Annotated in this window: 19 protein-coding genes and 1 pseudogene; 7 read left to right on the top strand and 13 right to left on the bottom strand. The window is 60.2% G+C overall.

Annotated elements, in window-relative coordinates; genetic code table 11:
• The coding region (acnB, locus tag AC07N8_RS01470) for a bifunctional aconitate hydratase 2/2-methylisocitrate dehydratase (RefSeq protein WP_493147215.1) at positions 1 to 2,567 on the bottom strand (2,567 nt) is incomplete at its 3' end.
• A 407-nt stretch (positions 2,568 to 2,974) separates the two neighbouring features.
• On the opposite strand from acnB, the gene AC07N8_RS01465 reads away from it, so the two are divergent.
• Positions 2,975 to 3,445 (top strand): DUF1289 domain-containing protein, encoded by a 471-nt coding sequence (locus AC07N8_RS01465; protein ID WP_265045023.1) that lies wholly within the window; start codon positions 2,975 to 2,977, stop codon positions 3,443 to 3,445.
• A gap of 104 nt (positions 3,446 to 3,549) precedes the next feature.
• On the opposite strand, the gene AC07N8_RS01460 is transcribed toward AC07N8_RS01465, so the two are convergent.
• Complete coding sequence (locus tag AC07N8_RS01460; RefSeq protein ID WP_493147213.1) at positions 3,550 to 4,410, bottom strand: universal stress protein; 861 nt, start codon at positions 4,408 to 4,410, stop codon at positions 3,550 to 3,552.
• Between the two features lie 162 nt (positions 4,411 to 4,572).
• Between AC07N8_RS01460 and AC07N8_RS01455 the strand changes: the two genes are divergently transcribed.
• Positions 4,573 to 5,181 carry a MiaE family protein gene (locus tag AC07N8_RS01455; RefSeq protein ID WP_046032069.1) on the top strand — a complete coding sequence of 203 codons (609 nt, stop codon included), beginning with the start codon at positions 4,573 to 4,575 and terminating at the stop codon, positions 5,179 to 5,181.
• Positions 5,182 to 5,317: 136 nt separating this feature from the next.
• On the opposite strand, the gene AC07N8_RS01450 is transcribed toward AC07N8_RS01455, so the two are convergent.
• Both AC07N8_RS01450 and AC07N8_RS01445 read right to left on the bottom strand, forming a co-directional pair.
• Positions 5,318 to 5,806: a GFA family protein gene (locus AC07N8_RS01450; RefSeq protein ID WP_493147210.1), complete on the bottom strand. Its 489-nt coding sequence runs from the start codon at positions 5,804 to 5,806 to the stop codon at positions 5,318 to 5,320.
• 37 nt (positions 5,807 to 5,843) lie between these two features.
• Complete coding sequence (locus AC07N8_RS01445) at positions 5,844 to 6,239, bottom strand: PaaI family thioesterase (RefSeq protein ID WP_493147208.1); 396 nt, start codon at positions 6,237 to 6,239, stop codon at positions 5,844 to 5,846.
• 261 nt (positions 6,240 to 6,500) lie between these two features.
• Here AC07N8_RS01445 and AC07N8_RS01440 point away from each other — a divergent pair, with 261 nt between their 5' ends.
• The 3 genes and pseudogenes from AC07N8_RS01440 to AC07N8_RS01430 all read left to right on the top strand — a co-directional run bounded on the left by AC07N8_RS01440 (position 6,501) and on the right by AC07N8_RS01430 (position 9,710).
• Positions 6,501 to 7,385 (top strand): LysR substrate-binding domain-containing protein, encoded by an 885-nt coding sequence (locus tag AC07N8_RS01440; protein ID WP_046032072.1) that lies wholly within the window; start codon positions 6,501 to 6,503, stop codon positions 7,383 to 7,385.
• 100 nt (positions 7,386 to 7,485) lie between these two features.
• A pseudogene (aguA, locus tag AC07N8_RS01435) lies at positions 7,486 to 8,610 on the top strand (agmatine deiminase).
• Positions 8,611 to 8,612: 2 nt separating this feature from the next.
• Positions 8,613 to 9,710, top strand: a complete 1,098-nt coding sequence (locus AC07N8_RS01430) for an extracellular solute-binding protein (RefSeq protein ID WP_493147205.1) — start codon at positions 8,613 to 8,615, stop codon at positions 9,708 to 9,710.
• A gap of 194 nt (positions 9,711 to 9,904) precedes the next feature.
• On the opposite strand, the gene AC07N8_RS01425 is transcribed toward AC07N8_RS01430, so the two are convergent.
• From AC07N8_RS01425 to AC07N8_RS01395, 7 genes are all read right to left on the bottom strand, one after another.
• Positions 9,905 to 11,848 (bottom strand): response regulator, encoded by a 1,944-nt coding sequence (locus AC07N8_RS01425; RefSeq protein WP_493141986.1) that lies wholly within the window; start codon positions 11,846 to 11,848, stop codon positions 9,905 to 9,907.
• Complete coding sequence (locus tag AC07N8_RS01420) at positions 11,838 to 12,713, bottom strand: sensor histidine kinase (protein ID WP_493141984.1); 876 nt, start codon at positions 12,711 to 12,713, stop codon at positions 11,838 to 11,840. The genes AC07N8_RS01425 and AC07N8_RS01420 overlap by 11 nt, the downstream gene beginning before the upstream one ends.
• Positions 12,706 to 13,716 (bottom strand): ATP-binding protein, encoded by a 1,011-nt coding sequence (locus AC07N8_RS01415; RefSeq protein ID WP_493142006.1) that lies wholly within the window; start codon positions 13,714 to 13,716, stop codon positions 12,706 to 12,708. Before AC07N8_RS01415 ends, AC07N8_RS01420 begins: the two co-directional genes overlap by 8 nt.
• Positions 13,713 to 14,117: an anti-sigma regulatory factor gene (locus tag AC07N8_RS01410; protein WP_483842429.1), complete on the bottom strand. Its 405-nt coding sequence runs from the start codon at positions 14,115 to 14,117 to the stop codon at positions 13,713 to 13,715. Before AC07N8_RS01410 ends, AC07N8_RS01415 begins: the two co-directional genes overlap by 4 nt.
• The gene (locus tag AC07N8_RS01405) at positions 14,114 to 14,476 is read right to left on the bottom strand and encodes an STAS domain-containing protein (protein ID WP_493141982.1); all 363 of its coding nucleotides are present in this window, start codon (positions 14,474 to 14,476) and stop codon (positions 14,114 to 14,116) included. The genes AC07N8_RS01410 and AC07N8_RS01405 overlap by 4 nt, the downstream gene beginning before the upstream one ends.
• A 4-nt stretch (positions 14,477 to 14,480) precedes the next feature.
• Positions 14,481 to 15,332 (bottom strand): STAS domain-containing protein, encoded by an 852-nt coding sequence (locus AC07N8_RS01400; RefSeq protein ID WP_483842427.1) that lies wholly within the window; start codon positions 15,330 to 15,332, stop codon positions 14,481 to 14,483.
• 268 nt (positions 15,333 to 15,600) lie between these two features.
• Entirely contained in the window at positions 15,601 to 16,122 is a 522-nt protein-coding gene (locus AC07N8_RS01395) for a DUF4142 domain-containing protein (protein ID WP_483842426.1), read from the bottom strand.
• Positions 16,123 to 16,340: 218 nt separating this feature from the next.
• Here AC07N8_RS01395 and AC07N8_RS01390 point away from each other — a divergent pair, with 218 nt between their 5' ends.
• Positions 16,341 to 16,583, top strand: coding sequence for a DUF465 domain-containing protein (locus tag AC07N8_RS01390; RefSeq protein WP_027923752.1), 243 nt, complete (start codon positions 16,341 to 16,343; stop codon positions 16,581 to 16,583).
• Positions 16,584 to 16,691: 108 nt separating this feature from the next.
• Positions 16,692 to 16,856 (top strand): hypothetical protein, encoded by a 165-nt coding sequence (locus AC07N8_RS01385; RefSeq protein WP_483842425.1) that lies wholly within the window; start codon positions 16,692 to 16,694, stop codon positions 16,854 to 16,856.
• Positions 16,857 to 16,872: 16 nt separating this feature from the next.
• Here AC07N8_RS01385 and AC07N8_RS01380 read toward each other — a convergent pair whose 3' ends face one another.
• Entirely contained in the window at positions 16,873 to 17,964 is a 1,092-nt protein-coding gene (locus AC07N8_RS01380) for an SMP-30/gluconolactonase/LRE family protein (protein ID WP_493141981.1), read from the bottom strand.
• The gene (locus AC07N8_RS01375; protein ID WP_493141979.1) at positions 17,961 to 19,106 is read right to left on the bottom strand and encodes a sterol desaturase/SRPBCC family protein; all 1,146 of its coding nucleotides are present in this window, start codon (positions 19,104 to 19,106) and stop codon (positions 17,961 to 17,963) included. The genes AC07N8_RS01380 and AC07N8_RS01375 overlap by 4 nt, the downstream gene beginning before the upstream one ends.
• Between the last annotated feature and the right edge of the window lie 12 nt (positions 19,107 to 19,118).

Below are 19,118 nucleotides of genomic sequence, written 5' to 3'. Positions count from 1 at the left end.
GCAGCTTCACGGAACTCGGCGATCTGGTCGAAGGACAGGTAGCGGTAGACATCGGCCGCCATGCTGTCGATCTTGCCAGCGTATTCCATGTACTCCTCGACGGTCGGCAGGCGACCCAGGATGGAAGCCACGGACGCCAGCTCAGCCGAAGCCAGGTAGACGTTCGCGCCGTCACCCAGACGGTTCGGGAAGTTACGGGTCGACGTCGACACCACAGTGGCGTTCGGCTCCACACGTGCCTGGTTACCCATGCACAGCGAGCAGCCCGGCATTTCCATGCGCGCGCCGGCCTTGCCGTAGATGCCGTAGTAGCCTTCTTCGGTCAGTTGGTGAGCGTCCATTTTGGTCGGCGGCGACAGCCACAGACGGGTTGGAAGCTGACCCTTGACCTGATCCAGCAGCTTACCGGCAGCGCGGAAGTGACCGATGTTGGTCATGCACGAACCGATGAACACTTCGTCGATCTTCTCGCCAGCAACGCTGGACAGCAGACGGGCGTCGTCCGGATCGTTTGGCGCGCAGAGCACAGGCTCTTTGATGTCGGCCAGGTCGATCTCGATGATTTCAGCGTATTCGGCGTCAGCATCGGCAACCATCAGCTCAGGGTTGGCGATCCAGGCTTCCATCGCTTGAGCACGACGTTCCAGAGTACGTGCATCGCCGTAGCCTTCGCCGATCATCCAGCGCAGCAGGGTGATGTTGGAGCTCAGGTACTCGGTGATCGACTCTTTCGACAGCTTGATGGTGCAACCGGCAGCCGAACGTTCGGCCGAGGCGTCGGACAGCTCGAAAGCCTGTTCGATGCTCAGGTTGTCCAGGCCTTCGATTTCGAGGATGCGGCCGGAGAAAGCGTTCTTCTTGCCTTTCTTCTCAACGGTCAACAGGCCAGCCTGAATCGCGAAGTAAGGAATGGCGTGAACCAGGTCACGCAGGGTGACGCCCGGTTGCATCTTGCCTTTGAAGCGCACCAGGATCGATTCCGGCATGTCCAGCGGCATAACGCCGGTGGCTGCAGCAAACGCAACCAGACCGGAACCGGCCGGGAACGAAATGCCCATCGGGAAACGGGTGTGCGAGTCACCACCGGTGCCGACGGTGTCCGGCAGCAGCATACGGTTCAGCCAGCTGTGGATGATGCCGTCGCCCGGACGCAGGGAAACGCCGCCGCGGGTCATGATGAAGTCCGGCAGGGTGTGGTGGGTGGTCACGTCGATCGGCTTAGGGTAAGCCGCAGTGTGGCAGAACGACTGCATCACCAGATCAGCGGAGAAGCCCAGGCACGCCAGGTCTTTCAGTTCATCACGGGTCATTGGACCGGTGGTGTCCTGGGAGCCGACGGTGGTCATCTTCGGTTCGCAGTAGGTGCCTGGACGCACACCGGCTACGCCGCACGCCTTGCCGACCATTTTCTGCGCCAGGGTGAAACCTTTGGTGCTTTCGATCGGGGCATCCGGTTTCTTGAACAGGTCGAACGCTGGCAGACCCAGTTCGGCGCGAGCCTTGTCGGTCAGGCCACGGCCGATGATCAGCGGAATACGACCGCCGGCACGGACTTCGTCCAACAGCACCGGGGTCTTCATTTCGAAGGTAGTGATGACTTCGTCGGTACCGTGCTTGCAGACTTTGCCAGCGTGCGGGTACAGGTCGATCACGTCGCCCATGTTGATGTTGGTCACATCAAATTCGATTGGCAGGGCGCCGGCATCTTCCATGGTGTTGTAGAAGATCGGGGCAATTTTGCTGCCGAAGCAGAAACCGCCAGCGCGCTTGTTCGGCACGAAAGGCACGTCGTCGCCGAAGAACCACAGCACCGAGTTGGTGGCGGATTTACGCGACGAACCGGTACCGACCACGTCACCGACGTAGGCGATCGGGAAGCCGCTGTTGCGCATTTCTTCGATCTGCTTCATCGGACCGATGGAGCCTTGTACGTCCGGCACGATGCCGTCGCGAGCCATTTTCAGCATGGCCAGGGCGTGCAGCGGGATGTCCGGGCGGGACCAGGCGTCCGGAGCAGGGGACAGGTCGTCGGTGTTGGTTTCGCCGGTGACCTTGAACACGCGCAGGCTGATCTTGTCGGCCAATACCGGGCGGTTCTTGAACCACTCGCCGTCAGCCCAGGATTGCAGCACGCCTTGTGCGTGAACGTTACCGTTCTTGGCGCGTTCAGCGACGTCGTGGAAGGCATCGAACATCAGCAGAGTGTGCTTGAGTTCTTTGGCAGCCACTGGCGCCAGTTCGGCGTCGTCCAGCAGGTTGACCAGGGTCACGATGTTGTAGCCGCCCTGCATGGTGCCGAGCAGTTCTACAGCGCGTTTCTTGTCGATCAGAGGGGATTTGGCTTCGCCTTTGGCGAGGGCGGACAGGAAGCCGGCCTTTACATAGGCTGCTTCGTCCACGCCAGGTGGAACGCGATTGGTGATCAGGTCAACGAGGAAAGCTTCTTCGCCAGCCGGAGGATTCTTCAGCAGCTCGATCAGGCCTGCAGTTTGTTCGGCGTTAAGCGGCTGGGGAACGATACCCAGTGCTGCACGCTCTTCGATATGTTTGCGGTAGGCTTCAAGCACAGTTATTACCCTCATCAGTGGTCCCAAATGGGTGTCCGGGACGCTCATCCCGAAATTGCCGTACTCATGCGCTGCGTGGCGTTGTGGGCCACTTAGCCAGAATTACCGACAATTCCTTACAGAAGCTGCTTTCAAAGTTTTACGCCTGCAGAACGGGAGCTGATGAGGGTTGGCGTTGGACTTTTCCCCGCTGGAAAAACCCTTCGCCAACACCGCTCTGAAGGAACGACTGTGCTCGTGACGCTTTGAAAACAGCTTCTAACGGACATTGGCGCCTTAAAAGGCTGGCTGATTCTACGGCAAAAAAAATATAAACGTAAGTTAGCCCCTGAACTTTGAGGGGTGATGAATGTTAGACAAAGGGCTAACATGCCGACCTGTTCTGCTTTCCCGTGTTTTGCCTACCTATGCCCAATCAGACCATCAAGACCCCCTGCGTCGGCCTCTGCTCCACTGTTTACGGTGACTTGGTGTGCCGTGGCTGCAAGCGTTTCCACCATGAAGTGATCAACTGGAATGGTTACAACGAGGAGGAGAAGCGCGCGGTATGGCTGCGTCTTGAGCAATTGCTGTCCCAGGTGATGGCCAGCAAGCTGGAGGTTTTCGACTCACAGCGCCTGCGTCTGCAACTGGAGCAACGCAAGATTCGCTTTGTGCCACATCAGTCGGAGTATTGCTGGGCGTATCAGCTGATTGCCCGTGGGGCGCGGGTGATCAATAACCTGGAGGCGTACGGGATGGTGCTGATGCCGGAGTTTCGTGACTGGAATTTGCCGGAATTGCGTGATGCCATTGATCGGGAATTCTTTTTGCTGTCCGAGGCGCATTACCAGCGGTACATCGCACCCGGTTTCTTAAAAGACGCCTTCGGCGCCTAAAAGCTTCGCGAGCAGGCTCGCTCCCACACTGGATCTCCAGTGTTCATAAATCCCTTGTGGGAGCGAGCCTGCTCGCGAAGGCGTCAGTGCCGACACCGCCCATCTCAATGCTGAGCCAATTCCTCAAGGTGATCCTCAATCTCCTGCGGCTTGAGCACCAACACATCACTCTCCACCGAATCCAGCACCACTTCCGCCGTATTCCCGATCAATGCCCCCGACAACCCCGACCGCGCCACGGTGCCGATCACGGTCACCGCTGCCTGCAGCTTGTGCACCATGAACGGAATCAACACATCCGCCGGACCTTCCTCGATGTGCAAATGCGCATCGTCGATGTCGAATTCAGCCTGGAATGACTTGCACTGTTCGCGATAGCGCGCCTCGATGGTTTCCTTGAGCTGGAAGGTCGGATCGGCCGACGACAGCATCGGCGAGGGATGCGCACTGATCACGTGCAGATGCGCCTTGGCCAAACTGGCGATGTCATAGCCGTGATCGACGATAGTGTTGTGCAAGTGGCGATGTTCGAGGTCGGTGTTGCCCACATCAATGGCAGCCAGAATGACTTTGTCTTTCCAGGAACCGGCCGTTTTTACCAGCAGCACCGGCGTCGGGCATTCACGCAGCAGCTTCCAGTCATCCGGGGTCAGCAGCGCCTTTTTCAGCGAACTGTCCGGGTAATGCTGCTTGACCACCAGCCCACAGCCTTCGGCCTGCTGCACGTCAATGATGGTTTGGTGCAGGCTGTCATTCCAGGCCTGTTCGGTGGTGACGCTAAAGCCGTCCGCCAACAAGGCTGCCTTGAGCACGCCCAACATGCCACTGTGATCATGCTTGCGGTCGCACACCAGCAGATGCAACTGCGCCTGAGTCACTCCGGCAATCAGTTTGGCCCGTTTGAGCGCCAGGCTCTCCGAGTGTTCGGGTTCGATGACCACCAGGATGCTGCGAATGGCTTGCATGATCGGGATCTCCATAAACGGCTAAAAAGCACGGCGTTGCACAACTATAGTTGCTGCTCGCCAACCAGGTACTTGATGCATATCAACGGTTGGCGACTGGTGGTCTGCCGGCAGGCCGGTATAATCGGCGCCCTTCGTTTTGACCATTTATCCGTGAGCCCCATGATCCTTCCCGAAATTCACGAGTTCCTCGGCTGCCGTACCCCTGACGGCTGGGTGCAGGCCGCACTGGCCGATCAGGAAACCTTGCTGATCGACCACAAGAACTGCGAATTCAAGGCCGCCAGCACGGCGCTGAGCCTGATTGCCAAGTATCACTCCCACGTCGACCTGATCAACCTGATGTCGCGCCTGGCCCGGGAAGAACTGGTGCACCACGAGCAAGTCATGCGCCTGATGAAAAAGCGCAAGATCGAGCTGCGCCAGTTGTCCGCCGGGCGCTACGCCTCGGGCCTGCGCAAAGTGGTACGCAGCCATGAGCCGGTGAAACTGGTGGATACGCTGGTGGTGGGCGCCTTCATCGAAGCCCGAAGCTGCGAGCGTTTCGAAGCGCTGGTACCGCATCTGGACGAAGAACTGGGCAAGTTCTACTTCGGCCTGCTGAAAAGCGAAGCCCGGCATTTCCAGGGTTACCTGAAGCTGGCTTACCAGTACGGCGACGCCAAGGACATCGCCCAAGTGATCGACAAGGTGCGCGCGGCCGAGCAGGAACTGATCGAGTCACCGGACGTGGAATTCCGTTTCCACAGCGGTGTGCCTGCTGCGGCGTGATGCTTTTTCAGCGGCAAGCGTTCAAAACGTAAAACCTTCGCGAGCAGGCTCGCTCCCACAGGGGGAACGCATTCCCAATGTGGGAGCGAGCCTGCTCGCGAAGGGGCCATCAGCAACACCACCAATTTGAAATGGCTTAGCGGCTTAATCCCAGCCGTTCATGCCAGTCGGCGATGGACTCCTCGGGATACACCTCGAACTGCTGATCCCCCGCATGCACATCAACCTCCACCCACGGTGCTTTTGAACCGAGCATCAAGTGCGTGTGCTCCGGTGGTACCGGCAGCGGGGTGTCGATGGCGGAGGCAAACGGGTGGATCAGCTCCGGCCATTCAGGGCTGAACAGCCACAGTCCCGTCCCGCACAGCGAGCAGAAATGCCGCTCGGCAGTGCTGCTGTGCGCACGTTTATCGCCTTCGTCCTTCATGCGCGCATGGTAGATCGCGATGTGTTTGCGACCGCGTACCTTGAGGCTCCCGGCATCGCCGCCGAGGTTGATCGCGAACCCGCCACCGCCCTGGGTCTTGCGGCAGATCGAGCAATAGCAACGCTGATAAGGGTAGGGGTGGGCGCTGTTCAAACTGAACGACACCGCACCGCAATGGCAGGAACCTTCGAGTTGCATGGCAACCTCCGACCGGTCTGGGGTTTATCCAGACAGACTAGACCGGCACCAGAATCGCATCACCCGTCGCCACCAGTTTGAGTTGATCACCGCTCTGGGCAAACAGCTCGGCGCGGGCGAATACCTGTTTCTTGCCGGCCTTCACCACCCGGCCGCGCGCGATGAACACTTCACCGACGGCTGGTGCCAGGCAGTTGACCGAAAAGTGTGAGGCCAGCACGTTGCCGGCGACCGTGCCAGCGGCAAAACCGCACGCGGTGTCGAGCAGCGCGCCGATCAGGCCAGCGTGCAGGAAGCCTGCATATTGCGCCATATCGGTGTCGCGAAAAGCCATGGTCACCTCGGCTTCACCGCTGGCGGCATGGGTCACTTCGAATCCGGCCCAGCGGTTGAAGGCTGAGGTTGAGTTGATCTGTTTGAGTGCGTCAAGCATGGCGAATCCCTCCGGTTGAGGCACCAACATGCGCCGGGTCTGGAGGGAAGTCATGGTGGATAAGGGAGGGTGATGGGGCGGTGGATCTGTGGTGAATGTGCTGGCCCCTTCGCGAGCAGGCTCGCTCCCACATTGGATCTTCGGTGTTCACAAACCCCCTGTGGGAGCCGAGCTTGCTCGCGATGAACGATAACGCGGTCCCGCTGGACGCCCGCGAATGGCCAAGGCAGCATGGACGCCCCCATCACCCGGTCCGAACTCATGCGACGACTACCCTCTCTGGCCGCCCTGCGAACCTTCGAATGCGCCGCCCGTCACGCGCACTTCGGCCGGGCCGCCGCCGAGTTGTGCGTCACCGACAGCGCCGTCAGCCATCAAATCCGCCAACTCGAAGAACACCTCGGCGTTTCGCTGTTCATCCGCGAAGGCCGACAGATTCGCCCGACCATGGCCGCCGGCCGACTGATGCAAAGCCTGCAGCAAGCCTTCGAACTGATCGGCGATGCCTGCGATGAGCTGCGCGATCCGTCATCGCTGGCGGTGTTGCGCCTCGCTGTTACCGCCGAGCTGGCGCAAAAGTGGCTGATGAGCCGGCTCACGGATTTCTATGCGCGTTATCCGCACATCACCTTGCACCTGTACGAGCAACCGATTGACGGCACGGCGCCGGGTGAAGACATCGACCTGGCGATCACCTACGGCACCGGTCCGGTGGACAGCAGTGCGTACTTCGTCAGGCCCTTGCCGGCGTTGCAGTTCTTCCCGGTGTGCAGCCCCGGCCTGTTCAATCAGGGCACATTGAAAACGCCGAAGGATCTGGCGCGGCATTGCCTGCTGCACGACGATCAGGACGGCAAGACCTGGACCGCCTGGCTGACCAGTCATGCCGGTGATCAACGCCCCGAACGGCAGCTGTATTTCGCTCACGCCGGCCTCGCGCTGGAAGCCGCGGCCCAAGGGCAGGGCGTGGCCATGGGCGATAACCTGACGGCGCAGGAAGATCTGCTCAGCGGGCGCCTGGTCCGGCCTTTCACCTCGAGCATGACTGCCCTCGGCCAATACGCGCTGGTGTGCGAGCGGGTGCGGCTGGAGCGTCCGGCGGTGGCGCAGATGCTGGAATGGTTCAACGATCAGTTGATCGATTGATGAGTTGAATTCAACTATTCCGAAATAATCATCGTTGGCGAGGACGGCGCCAGCGACCTTAGCCTGTGGTCATTCCAACCCCCGCTGATGAGGTTTGACCATGGCACGTTTGCTCGATTCCACCCCCAAGCAAGACGGTTTCCGTTTGCCCGGCGAATTCGAAACCAAGTCCGGTTGCTGGCTCGGCTGGCCGGAGCGCACCGACGTCTGGCGCAACGGTGCCAAGCCTGCGCAGAAAGTCTGGGTGCAAATCGTCACGGCGATCTCGCACAGCGAACCGGTCACCGTTTGCGCCTCAGCCGCGCAGTTCGCCACTGCCCGCCGCCAGTTGCCGCCGCAAGTGCGCGTAGTGGAGATGACCTGCAACGACACCTGGTTCCGCGACAGCGGGCCGTGCTTCGTGGTCAATGACCACCGCGGCGAAGTGCGCGGCGTCGACTTTGAATTCAACGCTTACGGCGGTCTCGACGGTGGTTTGTACTACCCGTGGGACAAGGACGATCAGATCGCCAGCAAAATCCTCGAAATCGAACGCTTCGACCGCTATCGCGCACCGCTGATCGCCGAACTGGGCGGCATCCAGAGTGACGGCCAGGGCAGCATCCTCACCACCGAACAATGCCTGCTCAACCGCAATCGCAACCAGCATCTGGGCAAAGAAGAAGTCACGCGGCGCCTGACCGATTACCTCGGTGCCGAGCAAATTATCTGGCTGCCTCGGGGCTGCAAATTCGACGAAACCGACGGCCACGTCGATGACCTCGCGTGCTTCGTGCGCCCCGGCGAAGTGGTGCTGCAATGGACCGACAACCGCGATGATCCGCAGTGGGAAATCTATCAGGAGGCCTACGACATCCTGCGCAGCACCCGCGACAGCCGTGGCCGAGAGTTGATCGTGCACAAACTGCCCCAACCGGACGTATTGGAGTGGACCGCCGAAGAAGCCTAGGGCCTGGATCAGCAAGACAGCACGCACACGCGTCAGGCCGGGACGCAAATCTGCGCGTCGTACATCAACTACTACGCCGGCAACACCTCGATTGTGGTGCCGCTGTTTGGTGATCGCAACGATCAGGCGGCCATGGCGACCCTCGCCGAACTGTTCCCGCAGCACAAAATCGTCGGCATCGAAAACTCCCGGGAAATCCTCCTCGGTGGCGGCAACGTGGCGTGCATCACCATGCCTCAATACGCCGCGCCTGCCAGCCACAAAAAGGGAGTATGAACATGGGCCTGCACAAACTGACTCAAGCGTTAATGCTGGTGCTTGCACCCCTGTGTGTGCAGGCCGCCGACACCGCCAAACCGGTGGTCAACCTGTACATCTGGGGCGAGTATCTGGCACCGGATACCCTGACCAATTTCGAAAAACAAACCGGCATTCATGTGGTTGCCGATCACTTTGATTCACTGGAAACCGTCGAGACCAAATTGCTCACCGGTCGCAGCGGTTATGACCTGGTGTTGACGGCGGGGCAGCATTTGTCCCGCGCGATCCAGAGCGGTGCGATCCAGACGCTGGACCGCAAGCAAACGCCGCACTTTCAAGGCGTCGGCGAGGAGTTCCGCCAGCACATGGCGGTGTTCGATCCGGGCAACCGTTACGCCGGCATCTATGCCTGGGGCACCACTGGTGTCGGTTACCAGGAAGAAGCGGTGAAGCAGCGCCTGCCCGACGCGCCACGGGACAGTTGGGCGATGCTGTTCGACCCGGCGGTGGTGTCGAAATTTGCCGATTGCGGGGTCAGCTTGCTCAACGATCCCAACGAAGTGTTCGCGGCGGTCATGAAGTACATGGGCCTGGACATCAACCGCCAGAACCTCGATGACCTGAAGCTCGCTGAACAGCAATTGGCGAAGATCCGCCCGTATATTCGCTACTTCGACAATGACCTGAATATCAGCGACCTGGCCAACGGCAACACCTGCGTGGCGATGTCGTGGAACGGCAACGTGGCCATCGCGGCGGGGCAGGCCGAGGCGGCGAAGAAACCGTTCACGCTGAAGTACCGGATACCCAAGGAAGGCACGTTGATCTGGTTTGACGCCATGGTCATTCCCAAGGATGCGCCACACCCCGAGGCGGGGCTGGCGTTGATGGATTACCTGATGACACCAGAAGTGATCGCCCCGATCACGGACACCATTCACTACGCCAATGCGATTACGGCGGCGGACGGGCTGGTTGATCCGGCGATTCGTGATGATCCGGGGACGTATCCGTCGGCGCAGGTGAGGGCTTCGTTGTATAGCAAGAATGACAATGGGAAGGTGTTTAATCGGGCGTTGATTCGGGCGTTCAGCCGGTTGAAGTCGGGGTTGTGATTGGCTTGAGGGATGCGTCGTACTTTCGGACGTCTTCGCGAGCAGGCTCGCACACATTGGAATGCGGTTGGCTGTGGGGGATGAGCTGGGCAGGGGTTGATGGGTTGTTTTTGCTGGCCTCTTCGCGAGCAGGCTCGCTCCCACATTGGAATGTGGTTGGCTGTGGGAGCGAGCCTGCTCGCGAAGGCGGTCTGTCAGGCGTAACCGAGTGTGCGTCTGACCTTGTCCAGCAATTCACTGATCTGGAACGGCTTGATCAACATTTCCATGCCGTCCCCGAGGAACACTTGGCGGTTGATCGCGTTTTCCGCATAACCGGTCATGAACAGGATCGGCAATCCCTCCCGCCACCCTCGCGCTACATCCGCCAATTCGCGGCCGTTCATGCGCGGCAGGCCAACGTCCGTCAGCATCAGATCGATCGACGGATCGTTCTGCAGGCGCTCCAGGGCCGCCTCGATATCGCCCGCCTGAGTGCAGCGATAACCCGCATCCACCAGCACCTCGGCGACGAACATGCGCACCGAAGGCATGTCCTCGACAATCAGCACATGTTCACCCGAGCCTTGTTGATCCACCGTCTCTGAGACGACATCGGCCGTGGTCGGGTCCGAACTGGCTGGCAGCATGATGGTCACTTCGGTGCCGCGTCGGGCCACGCTGCGGATGTGCGCATCGCCGCCTGATTGCCGGGCGAAACCGTAAATACTCGATAGTCCCAGACCGGTGCCCTGGCCCAGCGGCTTGGTGGTGAAAAACGGGTCGAACACCTTGTCGATCACACTGTGCTCGATGCCGGTACCGTCATCTCGAACCGACAGTGCAACGTAGGCGCCATCCGCCAGTTTCAGGTCGCCGTGGGAGTACGCCGCATAGGTGCTGACCCAGATGTTCCCGCCTTGCGGCAAGGCATCGCGGGCGTTGATCACCAGGTTGAGCACGGCGCTTTCCAGCTGGATCGGGTCGACCAGTGCGATTGCGGCTTTGGAAGTCAGCTCGAGTTTCAGCGCAATGTGTTCGCCGATGGTGCGCACCAGCAATTCTTCGAGGGAGCGAATGTGTTCGTTGATGTCCACCGGCCGCGTATCCAGCGGTTGCTGACGGGCGAAAGCCAGCAGGCGATGGGTCAGGGCGGCGGCGCTCATGGCCGAGTTCAACGCCGCATCGGCATAGAACGCAACCTTGTCGGTGCGAGAATCGGCGACGCGTTTCTGGATCAGCTCCAGGCTGGTGATGATGCCGGTCAGCAGGTTGTTGAAGTCATGGGCGATGCCGCCGGTCAACTTGCCCAACGCGTCCATTTTCTGCACTTGCAGCAACTGGGCTTCGGTGCGCACGCGCTCGGCGATTTCACGTTCCAGTTGTGAAGTGGCGTCGTCGAGTCGGGCCAGGTGCGAGCGTTCGCGATGGCGGTGTTCGGTGACGTCTTCGACGAACACCAGGCTCAAACCCGGTGTACGGTACGGCGAAATCTGCCACTCGGTTTCGCGCAACTCGCCTTCCACGCGCATGTTCAAAATGCCTTTCCAGCGCTCGCCCGCGATCAGGCGCAGGCGCAGTTCCTCGATCACCGCTTCCTGGTCCTCGGCGAAGCATTCACCCAGCGTATCCGGGTCAACATTGTCCTGAATCAATCGGGAAAAAGCGTGGTTGCATTCGTGCACTTTGAAATCCGCGTCCAGCACCGCGATCGGTGCCGACACGTTGACGAAAATCTCGCGGAACCGCGCCTCGCTTTCACGCAGGGCGTTTTCAGTGTCGCGCACCCGCAGCAGGGTGCGCAGCGTGGCCAGCAACACGTCCGGGTCCACGGGGTGGATCAGGTAGGCATCGGCCCCGGCATCGAGGCCGGTGATGATGTCGCCGGTCTGGATCGAGGCGGCCGATACGTGAATCACCGGCAGCAGCGCGGTGGCAGCCTCGGAGCGCAGCTTGCGCACGATGTCGAAGCCACTCATGTCCGGCAGGTTGACGTCCAGGATCAGCGCGTCGATGGTTTCGCTGTCGATCAGCGCCAGGCCATCGCCACCGGTCCCGGCCTCCAGCACCAGGTAACCGTGAGCTTCCAGGCGCCGGCGCAAGGCATAGCGCGTCGCAACGTTGTCGTCGACGATCAGCAGGCGGATGTCACGTTTCATCGGCAGGCTCCATGGCGATGGCCAGCGGGATGATCACGAAGAAGGTCGAACCGACCCCCGGTGTACTCTCGACCCCGACTTCGCCGCCCAGCAACGCGGCGAAGCGTTTGCACAGCGACAATCCCAGGCCGGTGCCGCGCAAGCGCTTTTGCAAGGGCGAATCGACTTGGGAGAAGTCCTCGAACAATGCGCCATGTAGCTCGGCAGCGATACCAATTCCGGTGTCGCTGACGGCGAAGCGCACGTGGTCGATGCCTTGGAGCCGGGCCGACACTCGCACTTCACCGCGCGTGGTGAACTTCAGCGAATTGGAAATGAAGTTGCGCAGGATTTGCGCGAGCTTCTTGTCATCGGTGTACAGGCGCGGCAAACCCACCGGTTCTTCGAAGATCAGGTCCACGGCGCTGGCGTCGACAATCGGGCGAAACATGCCGCGCAGGGCGGAGAACAAGTCGAACATGTCGAACCACGCCGGGGAAATGGTGATGCGCCCGGCCTCGATTTTCGCCAGGTCGAGCAAATCGTCGACCATGTCGCTCAACTCCCGCGCGGCGGTGCTGACGAAGGTCACCTGCTTGTGTTGCTCGGGGCTCAGTGGGCCATCGAGTTCATCGCTCAACAGGCTGGCAATGCTCAGGATCGAGCCCAGGGGCGTGCGAAATTCATGACTCATGTACGACAGGAAACGGCTTTTAAGGTCCGAGGCCTGACGCAACTCTTCGGCCTGGGTGTCGAGTTCGGCGTACAGCGCGAGCACGCCTTGATTGGTTTCATCGAGCTCCTCGCGCAAGGCTGCAGTTTCACTTTGCAGACGTGCGATCAGTGCCGAAGGATCGTCGGGCGTGAGGGTGGGTGACTCAGCCATGGGCGGTCTCCAGGGCAACGACCAATACCGTCACATCGTCCCGCCCGCGACAGAAGTCGCGGTGCAGGACGGCGGCTATCACGGCGGGATGCCGGTGCACCAGGCCGGGGTAGTCATGCAAATTCCATCGGGACTGCAAGCCGTCGCTGTACATGATCAGTAGATGTCCATTCACGTGAGCATAGTCAAAGGGTTGGGCTTTTCGATACTGGCCGCCAACGATGCCGGGATGGGACGCCAGGCCACGGGACTTGTCCGCTGCGATCAGGCTGGCACCAATGTTACCGATGCCGGTGAAGGTCAGCTTGTCGAGTTGCGCGTCGAACTGTGCGAAGGCCAACGCCCCACCACGGGTGCCGATCATGGCCTGGTGAATGTCTTCAAGCAGCAGCACTGGCGAGGCGAATGGCGCGTGCGCGAAGGCTTTTTCACCGGCACGGCCGGCGCGTTCAGCTTCTTCGCCATGGCCGAGGCCGTCAATCACCAAGACGCTTAGATTCTGCCCGTCAATCGCCAAGTGCCAGACATCACCGCACGCCGGGTCATTGGCCAGCGAGTGCTGGCTGACGCCCAATCGCAGGTCCACGACCTTGTGGGTGCGCGGATACAAACGGGCCAATAGAACGGCGCCCCTTGAATCGGCGTATACATCGAACACGTCGGTCTGACGTGACACCGCACCCAGGCCAATGCCCTGTGTGCCTCCGGTGGAGAAACCATCCGTCAGGCACGCGTGCACATCAAAGCCCTGTGCGCGATCCACCGCCAGCATCTCGATCCCGTGACCGTTTTTAAACGGTAGGGTCCGCAGGTGCAATTCGCCACGGGTGGCATGCTTGAGCACGTTGCTCGCCAGTTCCGTGGCCACCAGCGCCACGCGCCCGGCATCGGTGGCGTCAAAGCCGATTGTTTCGGCGAGTTTTTGCGCGGTGCGCCGGGCGTGACCGATCTGGCTGCTGTCTTCGATCATCAGCACCTCGGTCAGGGTGCCTGTTATGTTCATGTCCATCGGGTGATCGTTATGCGAGTGCCCTGGCCGGGCGCGGTGTCCAGTTCGAACTCATCGACCAACCGTTTGGCCCCGGTCAGGCCCAGCCCGAGGCCGCTGCCGGAGGTCCAGCCGTCGGTCATCGCCAGTTTGATGTCGGGAATGCCCGGGCCCTCGTCGCGGAAGGTCAGGCGCAGACCGACGCGCGAATTTTCGTCGATGATTTGCCAGTCCATGTCGCCACCGCCGCCGTAGACCATGGTGTTACGCGCCAGCTCGCTGACGGCGGTCACCAGTTTGGTCAGGTCGATCAGGCGCATGCCGCATTCGGTAGCGAGCTTGCGCGCCAATTGCCGGGCCAGCACCACGTCCTGCTCAATGTGAATGGGATGAGTGCCACTGCTGCGCGGGGTCATTGTTCGTGCACTCGTTCCAGCAGCAATTTCATCCCGCGCTCGACGTTCAACGCCGTGCTGACGCCGGGCAGGGTCAGGCCCAGCTCGACCAGGGTGATCGCTACCGCCGGCTGCATGCCCACCAGCACGGTTTCGGCGTCCATGATTTTCGACAGGCCGGAAATGGTCCCGATCATCCGGCCAATGAACGAATCGACCATATCCAGCGCAGAAATATCGATCAACACGCCACGCGCCGATGTCCGGCTGATGCGCTCGGACAAATCGTCCTGAAGGGTCAGGGCGAGTTGGTCGTGCATGTCGACCTGGATGGTCACCAGCAGAAAGTCGCCCATCTGCAGAATTGGAATTCGATCCATGGGCTTATACCGTCTTGCTGACGGTGATTCCCAGGCGGGTCAGGGCCAGTTTCAGGGCATCGGCCAGGTTGGCCTTGGTCACCACGCCTTGCAGGTCCAGGCCCAGGTGCACGATGGTTTGGGCGATCTGCGGACGTACGCCACTGATGATGCAGTCGGCACCCATCAGGCGAATGGCCGTCACGGTTTTGAGCAGGTGTTGAGCCACCAGGGTATCGACGGTTGGCACGCCGGTAATGTCGATGATGGCGATTTCCGAACCGGTGTCGACGATCCGTTGCAGCAGCGATTCCATCACGACTTGGGTGCGCTGCGAATCCAGGGTGCCGATCATCGGCAGCGCCAGAACGCCGTCCCAGAGCTTGACCACCGGGGTCGACAGCTCCAGCAGTTCTTCCTGCTGACGCTTGATCACCGCTTCGCGGGATTTCTGGAAAGTGCGAATGGTGTGCATGCCCAAGGCATCGAGCAATTCGGAGACTTCCCAAAGTTGCTCGGCGAGTACGGCCGGGTTGTCTTTGTAATGGCTTTGCAGCAGGCCGAACAGCGGGCCTTTGAGCGAGAAGATGAAGCTGGCGGTCTGGTGGGAGTCCTGGCCGAGCAGGGCGCGGCTGTGGGAGAGTTTTTCGAGGTACTGACGCGCCTCGTCCCAACCCGGCGCGGCGACATTCTGCCCGTTGCCCTTTTCAAGGCCGCTGACCACCAGATGCAGAAACTCGGCGGTTTGTTGCTTGAGGTCCTGTTCTTTAAGGTTACGGGCAGCGCCATTGGCTTCCAGTCCCTTGATCCATTCGGTAAGCAGTTGAGCCTGATTGTTTTTCATCGCATCGAGTGTGCTGATTTGCAGTGCTGCCATGTCCTTGCGCTCCTGAATGAGTCTTTGCCGGTTCCCTGTGAAAAACGACCGGCGTGAAGTCAATGACCTTTGCCGAATGAAATAGTTGTTCGTTTTGCCCAGGTTTTTTTCGTTACGGCGGTAAGTTGCCCGGTAACTCTAGTCGGCACTGCTTCAGGCGGCGATTTTTTGACTGGAATGCGGGAGGCGCCACACCTGTTTTCGGGTCACCTGCGCAGATCAAATCGTGGCGAGGGAGCAAGCTCCCTCGCCACAGGTTTGTGTGGTGTTATTTGTCGGGGTGGGCGGCCTGGAGTTTTTTCGCCATTTCTAGGTGTTTTTCCAGGGCGGGCAGCATTTGTTGTGCGAAACCTTTCAACGCTGTGGCGCCTTTGACCTTGTCGTCCGTCACGGTGTTGGCTTCTTTCTTGAACAGCTCGATGGTGTCTTCGTGGGCTTTTACCTGGTTGTTGGCATACGCCGCGTCGAAGGACTCATCGCGCATGTCGAGAATTTTCTCCTTGGCCTGCTTGACCAGCGTCGTCGAGTCCGGCACCTCGATGTCGTTCTTTTTCGCCAGGGCCGCCAGTTCATCGTTGGCCTTGGAGTGATCGGTGATCATCATGTTGGCGAACGCCTTGACGTCGGCTGAAGAACTTTTTTCCAGCGCCAGGCGGCTGGTTTCGATCTCGGCAATGCCGCCAGCGGCCGCTTTGTCGACGAAATCATTGGAGGTGGCGGCAAATGCCGTGCCCATGCTGCTGCTCAAGGCGACGGCCAGGGCGAGGTGGCGCAGGGTGAATCCGTCCATTGGTCATTCTCCACACAGGTTTGGGTAGGCGATCCGGTGGATCGTTACTCAGTGGAGGTTGGCGCCGGAGCAAAGGTTTTATCGCATTTGCGACAGGACGACGAACGGACACCGCTGGTCTGACAGGTGGTCGACAGAACGCGCAAACCAAGGCCATTCTGATAGTTGGTGAACGCAATCGATCGCGTTTGCTACCGATCATCAAACGGAGGTGTTCCATGCCGGTGAACCATGACCTGTATCAGGACTTGAAGGTATCAAAGGAAGAGATCCAGCAAAGACGCACCAAGGATCCGTTACTGGATTCGCTGATCAACAAATATTCCCAGGCGGACGCTGAAGTGGTGAAGGCCGAGACCGCGAAATCCGATGCGCCCAGTGATGACCAGTTGAAGAAACTCAAGGAACATCGCTTGTTGGTCAAGGACAAGATCGTCCAGCAATTGCAGGCATCGTCCTGATGCGTCGTACCGAGTCACCGACGACCGGTGACTGAAAAGTGGAACGGCGTCAAAACCGGCACCTCGAATGTCATGAGTCATCGTTAACGACTCACTGAGAGGTGCCTTATGTCCAATCCCAGATTTCCGAGCGAAGAGCAGGGCGGGTACGACCCGATCCCGACTCATCCCGAGCCGTTGAGCCCGAACCACATCACGACCCATCCGGATGCCGAGGATGACGACCCGTTGCGCGAGCGTGAAGAAACGGCGGACGCCCCAGATCCTGAGTAACCCACAAGGGTTAGTGTTATTTCTGGAGGGCGGTGGCGAGTGGCAATCGCGCCATGTTTTTCGCCTTCAATGACCCGAAATACAGCCAGTCTCCGTACTCGCGCACCGTCGTGATCGGCGAATAATTGCCGCTGCTGCCGTCCTGCAGATTGGCAATCACCTTGCCATCCACATCCAGCCCGAGAGCAAAGGCCCGGTTCTCCACCGGTTTAGGCAGCACCTTCAGCGCCCGGACAATCATCTTGCGCACGAACGGGTGCGGTGCCGTGCGGTCGAGCAAGCCGTTGCGCGGTGAATAGAGTGCGACCCAAAACCGGTCGCGGCCGTTGAACGAAAGGTTATCCGGCAGCCCCGGCAAGTTGTCGATAAACAGGTCGTGCGTGCCGGCTTTCGGTCCGCTCAGCCAGAAGCGGCTGATGCGGTAAGCGCCGGTTTCGTTGACCAACACAAAGGCGTCGTCCGGCCCCAGCGTCACACCGTTGGCAAACTCGAGCTTGTCCAGCAACACATCGGTCTTGCCGGTCTGAAAGTCATACCGCAGCAAACGCCCGTCGCCGCCATGCTCGATGATCGCCTCGCCATCCTTGCCGTAGCCCCAACGGCTGGAAGCGTCGCTGAAATAGGCGAAATGCCCGGCCTTGTCGATGGCCACGTCATCGGTAAAGCCAAAAGGCACGCCGCCCGCCGTGGTGCTCAACGGAATCAACTGGCCTTGGGCATCCAGCGAAAGCAGCCCTTTGACCCCGTCCGCGACCACCAGCAAGCCATTGGGGTGACGCGCCAGGCCCAATGGTCTGCCGCCGGTATCGGCCAGCACTTTGGTTTGTTTGCCGTCGATGCTCGTGCGAATCAACCGGCCGTCATGCAAGCCGGTAATCAGCGAATCGCTCTCCAGCAGCAGTGCCTCCGGCCCCTCAATGTCAGCCGGGCCGACACGCTCCACGCCTTTGAGGCGTTCATTGTCGGCGTAGACGCCGCTGGTGAGGGAGGGCGCCGGCGGCGGATTCCAGGCCACCGGGCGGACTTTGGTCGGGAACAGCAACAGGAAGGCACACAGGGCAATCAAGAGCAGTAACACCAGATGCCGGAATTTGATAAGTCTTCTCACACAGGGGCTCCGGCGAGTGTCAGTTGTTGTTGCGCCATCTCGCGCAAGGCCAGCATGGACTCAGCGGATTCACGCTCGATGCGCCGCTTGAGCAATAGCTGATTGGCGATGCGCATCGCCATCCCCGCGAATTGATACTCCAGCGTGCGTATAAATTGCGTGCCGTCGGCGTCGGCCGCGCATTCGTAAGTCACCACCAGCGACAAGCCGTGATCGCCCCGCGCCTGGGCACTCCAACGGCGCCCCGGCAGGTATTCATTGACCTCCCAGCTCAAGTGCCCGTCGCGCCCGCCGGCCCTGATGTCTTCCTCGAACCGCGAGCCGGCGTGCAGTGGCCCGGGCTGACCGTCGACCTTGAGCGACGACGGATGCCACTCCGGCCAACGGGTGACGCTGCTGGCGTAGGCCAGCACGTCAATCGGGTTTCCAGCGATAACGATCTGGTGCTGCATGCGGGTCATGGGCGTTCTCGTCAGGGGCAAAGGGTCATGATCCGGTTCCCAGTACAGGGTGCCGAACAGGTAATCCATCAGCGGAAACACGATGTTGAAGTTACGTTCCTGCATCAGCTCGCGGCGGTGATGCAGTTCATGCAGGCGACGCATCTGGCGAATCCATGGCAAGCGCGTGACCGGGTTGCCGGGCGGCAGGTGTTCACAGGCATGAAACACTTCATAGGTCAGGTAGCCGAGCACCAGACAACCGCCAAACAAGCCGGCGACGTTGGTATCGAACCTACCCAGCAGCCACCACAGGGGCAGGGTAATGACCACGGTATGCACCACGATCAGCCAGGCTGGAAACAGAATCACCCGCCAATCCCGGGCGCTGTCGAAAGTCATGTGGCCAGGGGCGAAAAAGCTGTGATGGTCGCCGGCATGACGAGCGTAGAACATCCGCGCGAAGCTCTTTTTGTGATGCCCCAGCTCTCGGTGCACCTTGTACACGCCGAAGTTGAAGAACAGCAGCGTGATCGGCACCGCCAGCCATTCCAGCGGTGTGACCTGATGCACGGTGCTCCAGAATCCGCCGATGGCCAGCACCCCGAAAACCAGCACAAATGCGCCGTGCAGCCAGGGGTTGTAGAGGGGGTGTATAGCGGCGCGATAGCGGCTGCGGAAGTCTTGGGTGGTTTGCCTCACTGCGTTCACCTG

Source organism: Pseudomonas sp. GW821-FHT10C09 (assembly GCF_059415465.1).
This window is presented reverse-complemented; position numbering and strand designations above follow the sequence as displayed.

Coding starts and splice junctions, on each gene's coding strand:
- AC07N8_RS01385 (WP_483842425.1), top strand. CDS start 16,692: ATGTCCAATCCCAGATTTCCGAGCGAAGAGCAGGGCGGGTACGACCCG.
- AC07N8_RS01415 (WP_493142006.1), bottom strand. CDS start 13,716: ATGAACATAACAGGCACCCTGACCGAGGTGCTGATGATCGAAGACAGC.
- AC07N8_RS01445 (WP_493147208.1), bottom strand. CDS start 6,239: ATGCTTGACGCACTCAAACAGATCAACTCAACCTCAGCCTTCAACCGC.
- AC07N8_RS01400 (WP_483842427.1), bottom strand. CDS start 15,332: ATGGCAGCACTGCAAATCAGCACACTCGATGCGATGAAAAACAATCAG.
- AC07N8_RS01395 (WP_483842426.1), bottom strand. CDS start 16,122: ATGGACGGATTCACCCTGCGCCACCTCGCCCTGGCCGTCGCCTTGAGC.
- AC07N8_RS01425 (WP_493141986.1), bottom strand. CDS start 11,848: ATGAAACGTGACATCCGCCTGCTGATCGTCGACGACAACGTTGCGACG.
- AC07N8_RS01390 (WP_027923752.1), top strand. CDS start 16,341: ATGCCGGTGAACCATGACCTGTATCAGGACTTGAAGGTATCAAAGGAA.
- AC07N8_RS01430 (WP_493147205.1), top strand. CDS start 8,613: ATGGGCCTGCACAAACTGACTCAAGCGTTAATGCTGGTGCTTGCACCC.
- AC07N8_RS01440 (WP_046032072.1), top strand. CDS start 6,501: ATGCGACGACTACCCTCTCTGGCCGCCCTGCGAACCTTCGAATGCGCC.
- AC07N8_RS01420 (WP_493141984.1), bottom strand. CDS start 12,713: ATGGCTGAGTCACCCACCCTCACGCCCGACGATCCTTCGGCACTGATC.
- AC07N8_RS01405 (WP_493141982.1), bottom strand. CDS start 14,476: ATGGATCGAATTCCAATTCTGCAGATGGGCGACTTTCTGCTGGTGACC.
- AC07N8_RS01455 (WP_046032069.1), top strand. CDS start 4,573: ATGATCCTTCCCGAAATTCACGAGTTCCTCGGCTGCCGTACCCCTGAC.
- AC07N8_RS01450 (WP_493147210.1), bottom strand. CDS start 5,806: ATGCAACTCGAAGGTTCCTGCCATTGCGGTGCGGTGTCGTTCAGTTTG.
- AC07N8_RS01465 (WP_265045023.1), top strand. CDS start 2,975: ATGCCCAATCAGACCATCAAGACCCCCTGCGTCGGCCTCTGCTCCACT.
- AC07N8_RS01410 (WP_483842429.1), bottom strand. CDS start 14,117: ATGACCCCGCGCAGCAGTGGCACTCATCCCATTCACATTGAGCAGGAC.
- AC07N8_RS01460 (WP_493147213.1), bottom strand. CDS start 4,410: ATGCAAGCCATTCGCAGCATCCTGGTGGTCATCGAACCCGAACACTCG.